The following is a 12339-nucleotide window of genomic DNA, read 5'->3' as shown; positions in this document are numbered from 1 at the left end:
TGCCCGGTGCAGGCATGGGACGGGCTACGGGAGGGTGAGGATCTCGGCACCGGTCTCGGTGACCAGCAGGGTGTGCTCGAACTGGGCGGTGCGGCGGTGGTCCCGGGTGACAACCGTCCAGTCGTCGCTCCACATGTCCCACTCCACGGTGCCGAGGGTGAGCATCGGCTCGATGGTGAACACCATCCCGGCCTCAATGACCGTGTTGTAGGCAGGAGCGGCATCATAGTGCGGAATGATGAGCCCCGTATGGAACGCTTCACCAACGCCGTGGCCCGTGAAGTCACGCACCACGCCGTACCCGAACCGCTTGGCGTACGACTGGATGGCACGTCCAATGACGTTGATTTCCCGTCCCGGCGCCACCGCCTTGATGGCCCGGTTCAGCGATTCCCTGGTGCGTTCGACCAGCAACCGGGATTCCTCGTCCACGTCCCCCACCAGGAAGGTGTGGTTGGTGTCCCCGTGCACGCCGTTGATGAAGGCCGTGATGTCGATGTTCAGGATGTCGCCGTCCCGGACCACGGTGCTGTCCGGGATGCCATGGCAGATGACCTCGTTCAATGAGGAGCACAGCGATTTGGGGAATCCGCGGTAGCCGAGCGTGGACGGGTAGGCGTGATGGTCCAGCAGGAACTCGTGGCCCACCCTGTCCAGCTCGTCGGTGGTGACGCCCGGCTGGATGTGCTTGCCCACCTCAACGATGGCCTGTGCCGCGATCTTTCCGGCGATCCGGATCTTCTCGATGGTCTCCGCGGACTTGACCTCGGAACCGGTGAATTTTGCAGGCGCGGGCTTGCCCACGTACTCCGGACGGGGGATGGACGCCGGGACGGGACGCTGCGGACTCACGGTGCCCGGGGTGAGGGTGCCGATGGGTGCAGTCGAGGCAAGGGAAGGCATAGATTGATCATATAAGGCACCACAGAACGCCTAACAACCGGAAGCGGCGCACGGCCTCCGTAAGAATCAACGTTACGTGGGTCACGCCGCCGCTTCCCCGCCGCCGGACGAGGAGCAAACGATGGCTGAGTACTGGTACAACGTCAGGACGCACGAGATCGAAGAGGACCGGCTGTCTGATTGGAGCCAGCTAATCGGGCCCTACAAGACCCGGGCAGAAGCCGAACATGCCCTGGAGAAGGTCAAGGCCCGCAACGAGGCCTGGGAAAAGCAGGACGACGACGACTGACGGCTTTGTTGGGCAAGGCGCCTTGCGGTGCTCCGGAAGCGGACGTCAAGGTGAGGCCGCCCGCGGCCGAGGCAGTCCGCGGAGGAGTGCCGCCAGGCGCCACCCGCGGTCTTGACGGCTGGCGCTGGTTCGTCTGACGGCCGGGGCGGGCTTAGAAGGTATGTTCCTGGCCGGGGAACTGGCCGGACCTGACGTCCTCACCATAGGCGGTGGCGGCGTCGAGCAGGGTGCTCCGCAGGTCCGCGTACTGCTTGACGAACTTGGCCATCCGGCCGCCCCGCAAACCTGCCATGTCCTGCCATACAAGGACCTGTCCGGTGGTGGCCTTGCCGGCGCCGATGCCCACCGTGGGGACACTGACCGCAGCGTCAACCGCCGCCGCCGTCTCCGCAGGCACCATTTCCATCAGCACGCAGAACGCTCCGGCGTCGGCCAGCGCAACGGCGTCGTCAATCAACCGCTGGGCGTCGTCGCCGCGGCCCTGGACGCGGTACCCGCCCAGTGCGTGTTCGCTCTGGGGGGTGAAGCCGATGTGCGCCATGACCGGAATGCCTGCCTGCACCATGGCCCGGACCGTGGGCGCATAGTACTTCCCGCCCTCGATCTTCACGGCGTGGGCCAGTCCTTCCTTCAGGAAGCGGACGCCGGCGCCCACGGCCTGTTCCGCACTGACCTCGTAGCTGCCGAAGGGAAGGTCCGCCACCACCAGGGCACGCTTGGCGGACCTGGCGACGGCCCGGCACAGGGGGAGCAGTTCGTCCACGGTCACCGGCAGGCTGGTCTCGTTGCCAAAGACGTTGTTCGAGGCCGAATCGCCCACCAGGAGCACCTCGATGCCGGCCGCGTCGAAAATCTCGGCCGTGTACTGCTCGTATGCAGTGAGCATGGCGAACTTGGTCCCATCGCGCTTGGCCTGCTGCAGGTGGTGGATGCGGACCTTTGCCGGCTTCCGTTCCCCCGGAGCGGGAACCGGTGCCGCAGCCGGTGTGCCGGGGCCGCTGCCATACGGGGCGGGTACTTCTGCGGACGCGCTGGAGTCGGAGCTGTTGCTGGAGGCCATGGGATGAGCGTAGTGCGCCATCCGCTGTACTAGCTACCGCGGGCAAGGCGGGACAAAGGTGATTAGCGTCATAGCAAAGTGCGTGGACGCGTGCCACCGCGGGTTGGGAACCCCGGAGGTGGGCGGCCTGGGGTGCCTGCCAGGTTAATGCTGTGTTACGCAGGGCCCGGGCTCAAGCATCGGCGCCGAATGATTAGTACAGTGTTGATGAACTGCTGCCGGCTTTCCCCTTTGCGCGGGCCCCGGAGCATGAACGTTGACCGGAGAAGAGGCCATCATGGACCGCCAGCAAGAATTTGTCCTGCGCACAATCGAAGAGCGGGACGTACGTTTCGTGCGCCTGTGGTTCACCGACGTCGTGGGTTCGCTGAAGTCCGTGGCCCTGGCGCCGGCGGAGGTCGAGGGAGCATTCGAGGAAGGCCTTGGCTTCGACGGTTCCTCCATCGAAGGACTGGCCCGCGTCTTTGAATCGGACATGCTGGCCCAGCCCGATCCTGCCACCTTCCAGATCCTGCCGTGGCGCGGTGAGACCGAACAGACCTCGCGGATGTTCTGCGACATCCTCACCCCTGATGGCGAGCCTTCCGCGGCCGATCCGCGCAATGTGCTGAAGCGGACCCTCGCCAAGGCCGCGGACATGGGCTTCACCTGCTACACCCACCCGGAGATCGAGTTCTACCTCCTCAAGTCGCACGAGCCCGGTCCGGACGGCGCACCGGTGCCGGTTGATGAGGGCGGCTACTTCGATCATGTTCCGGGCGGCGTGGCGCAGGACTTCCGCCGCACGGCCGTCACCATGCTGGAATCCGTGGGCATTTCCGTGGAGTTCAGCCACCACGAGGCAGGGCCCGGCCAGAACGAGATCGACCTCCGCTACGCGGACGCGCTGCAGACGGCCGACAACATCATGACGTTCCGCACCGTCATCAAGGAGGTGGCGCTGCAGCAGGGCACCTATGCCACGTTCATGCCCAAGCCGTTCACCGACCACCCCGGATCCGGCATGCACACGCACTTCTCCCTGTTCGAGGGCGACAGCAACGCCTTCTTCGAGGCAGGTGCGGAGTTCCAGCTGTCCACGACGGCCCGGCAGTTCATTGCCGGCATCCTCAAGCACGCCCCCGAGTTCACGGCTGTGACCAACCAGTTCGTCAACTCCTACAAGCGCCTGTGGGGCGGCGGCGAGGCCCCCAGTTACCTGAGCTGGGGCCACAACAACCGCTCGGCCCTGGTCCGCGTGCCCCTGTACAAGCCGGGCAAGGGCCAGTCCGCGCGCATCGAGTACCGCGGCATCGACTCCGCTGCCAACCCCTACCTGGCCTATGCCGTCCTGCTCGGTGCCGGGCTGAAGGGCATCGAGGAAGGCTACGAGCTGCCGGCAGCCGCCGAGGACGACGTTTGGTCGCTGAGCTCGGCCGAGCGCCGCGCCATGGGCCACGACCCCCTGCCGGCCAGCCTGCATGATGCCATCCGCTCCATGGAGGACTCGGAGCTCATGCCGCAGATCCTGGGCGAACAGGTCTACGAGCACTTCCTGCGCAACAAGCGCGCTGAATGGCAGGACTACCGGCTGCAGGTGACGCCCTACGAGCTGCAGCGCAACCTCGGCATCCTCTAGGTGCCCGGCGTGAGCCTGGCACGCCGCCTGATCGCGGCCGGATTCAGCGACCTGGAAAAGGGCGAACGGTTCCTTGCCGCGCGCGAACTCGAGGGACTGGACCAGGACAGGCTCTTTGCCGGGCTGCATCTTGCGGCCAGCCCGGACACCGCACTGCAGTCCCTGGTCCGGCTGATCGAAAAGCACCCGCAACTGCGGGATCTGGCGGCGGCCGAGCCTGAGGCCAGCGAACCGATGTACCGCGTCCTGGGCGCCTCAGAGGCTCTGGGGGAGTTCCTGATCCGGCACCCCGAGCACCTGGAGGCCTTCGAGGTCCGGGCTAGTCCGGAGCCGCTTCCCGCCGACCCGGGCCGGTTGCGCGCCGCGCTCCTGCAGTCCGTGGGCGCCGATCCCCGCGCCGCCCGTCCCGTTGCCGCCGTGACAGGTGTGGACGCGTACGCAGCCCTGCGCACCGCCTACAGGCGCGGACTGGTTGATCTCGCCGTCAAGGACCTGTGCGCCGCGGATCCGCTGGACTTCCTGCCGTCCGTTGGCGGCGAACTGGCGGACCTGGCCGCCGCGGCCATCGAGGCCGCCCTCGCCGTTTCCAGGGCCGAGGCCGCGGAGCAGCACAGCGCTGCCGACGTCGCCGACGTCGGCCTTGCCGTGATCGGCATGGGCAAGTGCGGAGCCCGGGAGCTGAACTACATCTCCGACGTCGACGTCATCTACGTGGTGGACCCGGGCAGCCTGGAGGACGCCCACGCCAACACCATCGGCACGGCCCTGGCGAGCGGCATCTCGCGGGCCATTTCATCGGTTGCCAGGGAACCGGGGCTCTGGGAGGTGGACGCGAATCTTCGGCCCGAGGGCAAATCGGGACCACTGGTCCGCACGCTCGCCTCCCACGAGACGTACTACGCCAGGTGGGCGGAAAGCTGGGAATTCCAGGCCCTCCTCAAGGCCCGCTGCATTGCGGGTGACGCCGCACTGGGCCGCGCCTACGAGGAAGCCGTGGCGCCATTGATCTGGAGCTCGGCCGGGCGCGAGGGCTTTGTTGAGTCCGTCCAGGCCATGCGCCGCCGGGTAACGGAGCACATCCCGGCCGCCGAGGAGCAGCGCCAGATCAAGCTGGGGCGCGGGGGGCTGCGCGACGTCGAGTTCACCGTCCAGTTGCTCCAGCTGGTGCATGGCAAGGCGGACGAGTCATTACGACGGCGGGACACCACCTCCGCGATCGCCGCGCTGTCGGCCGGAGGGTACATTGGCCGTTCCGACGCCGCCGCCTTCGACAACGCCTACCGCTACCTCCGGCTGCTGGAACACCGGATCCAGCTGTTCCAGCTGCGCCGCACCCACCTGATGCCGGTGGCGGAGCCGGCGCTGCGCTCACTGGCCAAAGCCGTGCTGGGACCCTTCTCCAACGAGCGCCCCAGCCCGGACTCCCTGCTGTCAGCATGGCAGCGCACCAAGCGCTCCGTCCGCGAACTGCACGAGCGCATCTTCTACCGCCCGCTGCTGAACACCGCGGCAAAGCTCAGCAGCGAGGACGCCAAACTGACGCCCGAGGCGGCGCAGGGGCGGCTGGCGGCCCTCGGATACAGGGACCCCCAAGGGGCAATGCGCCATATTGAGGCGCTGACGGGCGGGGTCAGCCGCCGCGCAGCGCTGCAGCGCCAGCTCCTGCCCATCCTGCTGGACTGGCTCGCGGAAGGCGTGGATCCCGACGCCGGCCTCCTTGCCTTCCGCCGCGTCAGCGAGGCCCTGGGAACCACGCACTGGTACCTGGGACTGCTCCGTGACTCCAACGCGGCCGCCGAACGCCTGTGCCACATGCTGTCCAACTCCCGCCTCATCGCAGACCTCCTGGAAGTCTCGCCGGAGTCCGTGGCGTGGCTGGGACAGGACAAGGACCTGGTTCCCGTGGGCTTCGAGGCCCAGTGGCAGGAAATCACTGCCAAGATGTCCCGGCACGCGGACCCGGAGAGCGCCATGCGCCTGATCAGGCTGATCCGGCGCCGCGAAATCCTGCGCATCGCCATCGCCGATTCGGCCGGCCTCCTGGACCAGGAACAGGTGGGCACGGCGTTGGCCGATACGGACCGCGCCGCGGTCCTGGGTGCCCTGCGGGTGGCGGAAGGAATCGTCTCCGCCGGCGGGCCACTCAAGACCACCGTCCTGGTGGTGGCCATGGGCCGCCAGGGCGGCCGCGAGATCGGTTACGGCTCCGACGCCGATGTCATGTACGTCCACCGTGCACTTCCAGGCTTCTCCGAGGCGGAGGCGCAGGAACAGGCCGCGCGCATCGTGGCGAAAATTTCAAATCTGCTCACCCAGCCGCTGAAACCGGCCATCATGGCTGAGCGTGTGCTCCAAATGGACGCGGACCTCCGGCCCGAGGGCAAGAACGGGGCCATGGTGCGCTCCCTGGACTCCTTCGCCGAGTACTACCGCCGCTGGTCCCTGATCTGGGAAGCGCAGGCCCTGCTGCGGGCACGCCCCATGGCCGGCGACGACGCCCTGGCCGCTGACTTCGTCAAGCTCATCGATCCCATCCGGTACCCGGAGTCCGTGTCCGAGCAGGACGTCCGCGAAATCAGGCGGATCAAGGCGAGGGTGGAATCCGAGCGGCTGCCGCGCGGCGCCGACCCCGCACGCCACCTCAAGCTGGGGCGCGGCGGCCTCAGCGACGTTGAGTGGCTGGTGCAGCTCCTGCAGCTCCAGCATGCCGGGAAGCATCCGGAGCTCCGGACCCCGTCCACCCTGGAAGCCCTGGCGGCCGCAGCGGAGCTGGGGCTGCTGGACAGCTCCGACGCCGGCCTGCTCGCCGAGGCCTGGCGGCTGGCCAGCCGAATCCGGTCCGCCAACGTCATCTGGAATGGCAAGGCCTCCGACCTCCTGCCGTCCTCGCGCCGCGACCTTGAGGCCGTGGCCCGCTGGTGCGGCTACGAGCCCGGACACGCCGCCGCGCTGGAGGAGGATTACCTCAGGGTGAGCCGGCGGGCCAGGGCAGTCTTCGAGCGCGTCTTCTATGGGCATTGAACCCCAGCCGTGGGTCTGGCTCATCCAATTGGAGGACCTGGACTCCGACGCCCTGGCCATTCAGCTGGACGCCATCGCCAACATGCGGCTGGTGCCGGGCCAGGACCGTTTCGTGGGCGACCCGCTGCGGATGGCCCTTACCGGACTGGCGGAGGAATCACGACGGCCATACGTGATCGAGGCAGAAGGAAGCGCCGTTGGCCTGTTGACGCTGCAGTCCGGTGCCGCGGGACTCGCCGGCTGGCCTGACGATCACTCCGCGTGGCTCCTGCGCGGGTTCCTCATCGACCGGCGGCACCAGGGCAAGGGCCTGGGCACGCTCGCGGCTGCCGCCGCTCTGGAGGCAGCGCGCAAGCTGACCGCCCGGCACCAAAGCGGCGAGTCCGGCGTCGTACTGTCCGTCAACCAGGAAAACCCTGCGGGCCTCTCCGCCTACCGCCGCGCCGGCTTCATCGACTCCGGGCCGTACCTCGGCGGAACGTCCGGGCCGCAACGGACCATGTTCCGCAGTTTCGCCGCGGAGGCGCCTGCGTAACGCGCCGGACCGGCATTGCGCTTATCAAGCGATTGCCCGATCATGTGGATTGGCGGTGTTCTCCAACCTTGTTGGGGGGAAGGCTGGACAGTCTTCGTCTCGGGGGGCATTCGTCAGGGGGTCCGGTTCCCGGTCTCAGCACGTCTGGAGGCGGACCCCCACCTTATGGTCTCCGTCCGCGGCTTTAAGGCCCGGACAAACGCAGAAGGCGGCCACCGGTTCATCACCGGTGGCCGCCTTCTGCTGTTCAGCTGTCCTGCAGGGCAGGGCTGGGACTAGACGCCGTAGTAGAGCTCGAACTCGTAGGGGTTCGGGCGCAGGGACAGCGGGCGGATCTCGTTTTCGTACTTGTACTCGATCCAGGTGTCGATCAGGTCCTGGGTGAAGACGCCGCCGGCCTGCAGGAACTCGTTGTCCTCGCGCAGGGCCTCCAGTGCTTCTTCCAGGGTGCCCGGAGCCTTGGGGATATCCTTGGCTTCCTCGGCCGGGAGCTCGTAGAGGTCCTTGTCGATCGGAGCCGGCGGCTCGATGCGGTTGCGGATGCCGTCGATGCCGGCCATCAGCTGGGCAGCGAATGCCAGGTACGGGTTGGAGGAGGGGTCCGGAGCGCGGAATTCGATGCGCTTGGCCTTCGGGTTGGAACCGGTGATCGGAATGCGGATACCGGCGGAGCGGTTGCCCTGCGAGTACACCATGTTGACCGGAGCCTCGAAGCCCTTGACCAGGCGGCGGTAGGAGTTCACCGTGGGGTTAGTGAAGGCCAGGACGGCGGAGGAGTGCTGGAGCAGGCCGCCGATGTACCAGCGGGCAGTGTCGGACAGGCCGGCGTAGCCCTTTTCGTCGTAGAACAGCGGCTCGCCACCGTTCCACAGCGACTGGTGGCAGTGCATGCCCGAGCCGTTGTCGCCGAAGACAGGCTTCGGCATGAAGGTAACAGACTTGCCCCAGGCGTCAGCGGTGTTCTTGATGACGTACTTGAACTTCTGCAGGTCATCGGCAGCGTGGGTCAGGGTGGTGAACTTGTAGTTGATCTCGGCCTGGCCGGCGGATCCAACTTCGTGGTGGCTGCGCTCGACCTCGAGGCCGGCTTCGTCCAGGGCAACACACATGGCGTCGCGCAGGTCAGCCTGCTTGTCGGTGGGGGAGACCGGGAAGTAACCGCCCTTGACGGGGGTCTTGTAGCCCAGGTTGCCGCCCTCTTCCTCACGGCCGGTGTTCCAGTGGGCTTCCTCGGAGTCGATCTTGTAGAAGCTGCCCTGCGGGGAGGACTGGTACTGGACGTTGTCGAACACGAAGAACTCGGCTTCGGGAGCGAAGAACGCGGTGTCGGCGATGCCGGTGGAAGCCAGGTAGGCTTCAGCCTTTTCCGCTACGCCGCGGGGGTCGCGGTGGTAGGGGTCACCCGTGCGGGGGTTCACGATCGAGAAGTTCAGCGCGAGGGTCTTCTCCATGCGGAAGGTGTCCAGGAACGCGGTGGTGACGTCCGGGATCAGCTGCATGTCGGATTCGGCGATGCCCTGGAAGCCGCGGATGGAGGAACCGTCGAAGAGCTGGCCGTTGACGAAGAAATCAGCGTCAACACTCTTGGCGGGGACGTTGAAGTGCTGCTGGACGCCCGGAAGATCGGTGAAGCGGATATCGACGAACTTTACATCTTCGTCCTTGATGAACTTGAGGACTTCGTCCGCAGTCTTGAACATCTATGCTCCTAACGCATATGTAAATATCTGGCATGGAAGCCATCTGATCCAGCGCAATCCAAAAGCAGGGAGAACGCGTGGTTTCCCTGCGGGGTACCTGCCGGGGATTACTTGAAACTGCTAACAGACTATGGATGCGGCATTTCCCGTCCGTGTCCGCATTGTTTCGGGCAGGTTACAGAATGCCCTGCTATGACCACGCTATCCTCCGTCCACATGGCGGTCGAGTCCCATCCACACTGTGGGCGCACCCGGCACCGGCGTGGCTCGGTAAACTTGGACGGTGGTAGATCGCAAAGACATTGGGTCCTGGCTCAGCGGACCGGACACCTCCGGCATCTCCAAGTATCCGGGGGAGCGCCTGGGCCTGCCCGAGTCCGGGCCGGGTTCCATGGCACGGGCGGGGCGCAGGATCGCAGCCATCTGCATCGACTGGGGCATCGCGCTGCTCATCAGCAACTTCGCTTTCGGCGGCGACTCCTGGGCTACCCTTGCGGTCTTCGCCATTGAGCAGATCCTCCTGGTGGGAACGCTCGGCTACAGCATCGGCCACCGCATGATGGGCATCGCCGTGGTGAAGCCGGGAGGCGGCGCGCCCGGACCACTCGCGGCCCTGGTCAGGGCCGTGCTGCTCTGCCTGGTCATCCCCGCCGTGATCTTCGACCCGGACCAGCGCGGCCTTCACGACAAGGCGATGAACACGCTCCTCATCCGCCGCTAGGCACGGATGCCCCTGCCGGGCATCCACACGATCCTCAGCCTTGCGCTTCCCGGGCTTTCTGCCGGCGGAAGTTCGGGGCATTGGCAATGACCACGCCGCCGATCACGATGGCGCCCCCCACCAGTTGCGCGGTGGTGTGGACGTGTCCGGCGAGGATAGTGAGGATGGCGGTGAACACCGTAATGAGGTTGAGGAACACCCCGGCACCGCTTGCGGGCAGGATCGTCAGTGCACGGTTCCACAGCAGGTAAGACAGCACCGACGGGAAAACGGCGATAAACAACAGCGACGCCCAGGAGTTTGCGGTCGAAGGCAGGGCCAGGCCGCCTGTCGCCAACCGGACCGGGGCCAGCAGGGCCACCGCCACTGCTGCCTGGACTGCCGTGGCCGTAATCGGAGGAATCTTCGGGGCCCGGCGGCCGATCACCGTGTACGCGGTCCAGACAACCACGGCGCCGACCATCAGCACCTCGCCCGTACCGAAGCCGGCGGTGAGCAGCCTGCCGGCATCCCCGCCGCTGATCACGATCAGGACGCCGGCCAGGGCCAGAAGGACGCCGGCAACTGACAACCGCGTCAGCCGTTCCTGCAGGAAGACGGCGGCGGCAAGCGTGATGAGTGCCGGATTGAAGGCGTTGATCAACGATGCATTGAACGCATCGGTGTGCTCCAGGGCGACATACAGCAGGAGGTTATAGCCGAGCAGCCCGCAGATGCTAAGGGCGACCAGCCACGGCCACGCGGTCAGGACCGAGCGCCAGTTTGGCCGCTCCACCAGCTGGGCTATGACCAGCAGCGGCACCAGCGCGATGGCCCAGCGCAGGAAGACCAGGCTCAGCGGCTCAATGCTTTGGACCGCACCCGCGCCCACGACGTAGTTGCCGGCCCAGAACAGCGTTGCCCCAAGGAGGGAGAGGAGCGCGACCATGCGCCTGCGGCCCTGCGCGCGCCCCGACGGCGGCCCTGGCTTGGAGGACGGCTCTGGCTTCAGTTTTGAATCAATGGAGTCCACGGTTGATGAGCGTTCGCCTACACCCGGCTGGACTCAGGCTCACCGGCGGGCACTTCTGCCCCTGCGGCACCGAGGTAACCGCGCCGCCCGGCCCATCGCTCGAACAGGAGGGTGGCAAAGGGGAAGACGGCGGAGAACCCCGCCAGCACCGCCACCATGAAGGGCCAGCGCTGCACCCGCCACAGCATCAACGCGGCAACCCCGTACCCGATGAACAGCGCACCGTGGATGGGTCCAGCCAGCTGGACGCCAAGCTCACTGGTGCCCGCTATCCACTTGACATACATCCCGGCAAGGAGCGCTGCCCAACTGCAGGCCTCGGCCACGGCGAGGATATGGAAGGCGCGGATCACGGCTGTCCTGGGGTTCATGGTCACGTCCTGTCTAGGTTGATGGCCGGGCCAGTCAGTTGGGCAAAGGCTGCCGTTCGGCACAGATAATTGGCGCGTACGAAAAAACGCCCCGGCCCGGCAGTGCCGGTACCGGGGCGTTCCGTCGGCTAGCGTCCGCGGTTGGGACGGGCCTTGTAGGGATCGATGCCCTTGGGGATGGGCATCCGGGTGCCCATCGAGGCAATGCGCTTGGATACCGTGCTGACCTCCAGCTTGGTCAGTTCGTTCTTCATCTTGCCCATCTTCTTGGCTACCTGGCTCAGGGGCACCTGGCCCTCGCCGTGCCCGGTCTGGATGGTGTGCACGGGAACATTCGGCAGGATGCGCGCCAGGCGCTTGCGCTCGGCATCGAGCAGCGGCTTCACGCGGTGGCCGGGGCCTTCGCTGACAAGGACGACGCCGGGGCGGCCAACGGCGCGGAACACGGCATCCTGGGTGCGCGGGTTGACAGCCACAGGCTGCTCCTCTGTGATCCAGCCACGGCGGAGCGTGCCCAGGGCGGCACCAGAGGCACCGGGCTGGTTTTCAATCTGCGCGAAGGCGGCACGTTCGGCGCGGCGGGACAAAATAAACGTTGCCGCCAGCAGGCCCAGCGGAATGCCGATGATGAGGCCGGTAATCCAGTTGTCCAGCCAGAAACCCACCAGGAAGCTGACCGCCACAACGCCCAGGAACGCCAGCAGCATGAGCCACGGAACCATGGGGTCGTGGCGGCGGGTCATGGTGAAGACCTCGCCAATCTGCTTGAGCCTGCTGGGCTTTTTGGCCTTTGCTTCCTTCGGCTTGCGCGTGAACAGGCCGCGCTTCACCGCGCTTGAGCCCGCCGGGGTGGAGTTGCTGGAGTCAGGGGATTTCGCCATAGTGCCTCAATTCTACGTGACTTAAACCAAAGAGCCGGACGCTGGAATGATCCGGCGTCCGGCCCCTTGCCACGTCACTGCAGGGAGGTCAGGAACGTGCTGCCAGGAGGGTGGCGGCTTCCTGGCGGGTGGTGCCGGAGTCCTGGATGCCGTCGGCGATGTGGGCGAGTTCGGCGGGGATGTCGCGGCCTTTTTTGCGCATGGCGGTGGCCCAGAGGCGGCCGGCGC

At 66.6% G+C, this 12339-nt stretch carries 11 protein-coding genes and 1 pseudogene; 5 read left to right on the top strand and 7 right to left on the bottom strand.

The features are described 5' to 3' along the window. Positions 1-24: 24 nt before the first annotated feature. Positions 25-903, bottom strand: coding sequence for a type I methionyl aminopeptidase (gene map, locus ASG86_RS06220; RefSeq protein WP_056331652.1), 879 nt, complete (start codon positions 901-903; stop codon positions 25-27). Between the two features lie 121 nt (positions 904-1024). On the opposite strand from map, the gene ASG86_RS20480 reads away from it, so the two are divergent. Continuing rightward, positions 1025-1192: an SPOR domain-containing protein gene (locus tag ASG86_RS20480; RefSeq protein ID WP_156386138.1), complete on the top strand. Its 168-nt coding sequence runs from the start codon at positions 1025-1027 to the stop codon at positions 1190-1192. 151 nt (positions 1193-1343) lie between these two features. Here the strand turns inward: ASG86_RS20480 and panB are convergent, their stop codons facing one another. Continuing rightward, positions 1344-2252, bottom strand: a complete 909-nt coding sequence (gene panB, locus ASG86_RS06215; RefSeq protein ID WP_056331651.1) for a 3-methyl-2-oxobutanoate hydroxymethyltransferase — start codon at positions 2250-2252, stop codon at positions 1344-1346. 277 nt (positions 2253-2529) lie between these two features. On the opposite strand from panB, the gene glnA (ASG86_RS06210) reads away from it, so the two are divergent. Genes glnA (ASG86_RS06210) through ASG86_RS06200 form a run of 3 tightly spaced genes read left to right on the top strand, consistent with a single transcriptional unit; the run spans position 2530 to position 7426 of the window. Then, positions 2530-3870, top strand: a complete 1341-nt coding sequence (gene glnA / locus ASG86_RS06210; RefSeq protein WP_056331789.1) for a type I glutamate--ammonia ligase — start codon at positions 2530-2532, stop codon at positions 3868-3870. Positions 3871-3879: 9 nt separating this feature from the next. After that, positions 3880-6891 carry a bifunctional [glutamine synthetase] adenylyltransferase/[glutamine synthetase]-adenylyl-L-tyrosine phosphorylase gene (locus tag ASG86_RS06205; RefSeq protein WP_056331787.1) on the top strand — a complete coding sequence of 1004 codons (3012 nt, stop codon included), beginning with the start codon at positions 3880-3882 and terminating at the stop codon, positions 6889-6891. Then, positions 6881-7426 carry a GNAT family N-acetyltransferase gene (locus ASG86_RS06200; RefSeq protein WP_056331649.1) on the top strand — a complete coding sequence of 182 codons (546 nt, stop codon included), beginning with the start codon at positions 6881-6883 and terminating at the stop codon, positions 7424-7426. The genes ASG86_RS06205 and ASG86_RS06200 overlap by 11 nt, the downstream gene beginning before the upstream one ends. A gap of 275 nt (positions 7427-7701) precedes the next feature. Here the strand turns inward: ASG86_RS06200 and glnA (ASG86_RS06195) are convergent, their stop codons facing one another. Then, positions 7702-9126: a type I glutamate--ammonia ligase gene (gene glnA / locus ASG86_RS06195; protein ID WP_056331646.1), complete on the bottom strand. Its 1425-nt coding sequence runs from the start codon at positions 9124-9126 to the stop codon at positions 7702-7704. Between the two features lie 283 nt (positions 9127-9409). Here glnA (ASG86_RS06195) and ASG86_RS06190 point away from each other — a divergent pair, with 283 nt between their 5' ends. Continuing rightward, on the top strand, positions 9410-9847 hold the full coding sequence (locus ASG86_RS06190; protein WP_056331644.1) for an RDD family protein: 438 nt from the start codon (positions 9410-9412) through the stop codon (positions 9845-9847). 34 nt (positions 9848-9881) lie between these two features. Here ASG86_RS06190 and ASG86_RS06185 read toward each other — a convergent pair whose 3' ends face one another. The 4 genes and pseudogenes from ASG86_RS06185 to ASG86_RS20475 all read right to left on the bottom strand — a co-directional run. After that, positions 9882-10859 carry a DMT family transporter gene (locus tag ASG86_RS06185; RefSeq protein ID WP_327019817.1) on the bottom strand — a complete coding sequence of 326 codons (978 nt, stop codon included), beginning with the start codon at positions 10857-10859 and terminating at the stop codon, positions 9882-9884. A gap of 17 nt (positions 10860-10876) precedes the next feature. Further along, on the bottom strand, positions 10877-11230 hold the full coding sequence (locus ASG86_RS06180; RefSeq protein ID WP_056331640.1) for a DUF3817 domain-containing protein: 354 nt from the start codon (positions 11228-11230) through the stop codon (positions 10877-10879). A gap of 128 nt (positions 11231-11358) precedes the next feature. Beyond that, the gene (locus ASG86_RS06175; RefSeq protein ID WP_056331638.1) at positions 11359-12111 is read right to left on the bottom strand and encodes a DUF4191 domain-containing protein; all 753 of its coding nucleotides are present in this window, start codon (positions 12109-12111) and stop codon (positions 11359-11361) included. A gap of 88 nt (positions 12112-12199) precedes the next feature. After that, positions 12200-12339: pseudogene (locus tag ASG86_RS20475) on the bottom strand (lipoyl synthase); the annotation flags it as partial.

Source organism: Arthrobacter sp. Soil764 (assembly GCF_001428075.1).
Taxonomy (GTDB): Bacteria; Actinomycetota; Actinomycetes; order Actinomycetales; family Micrococcaceae; genus Arthrobacter.
The sequence above is the reverse complement of the archived record's forward strand: the minus strand, read 5'-3'. Positions and strand labels throughout refer to the sequence as shown.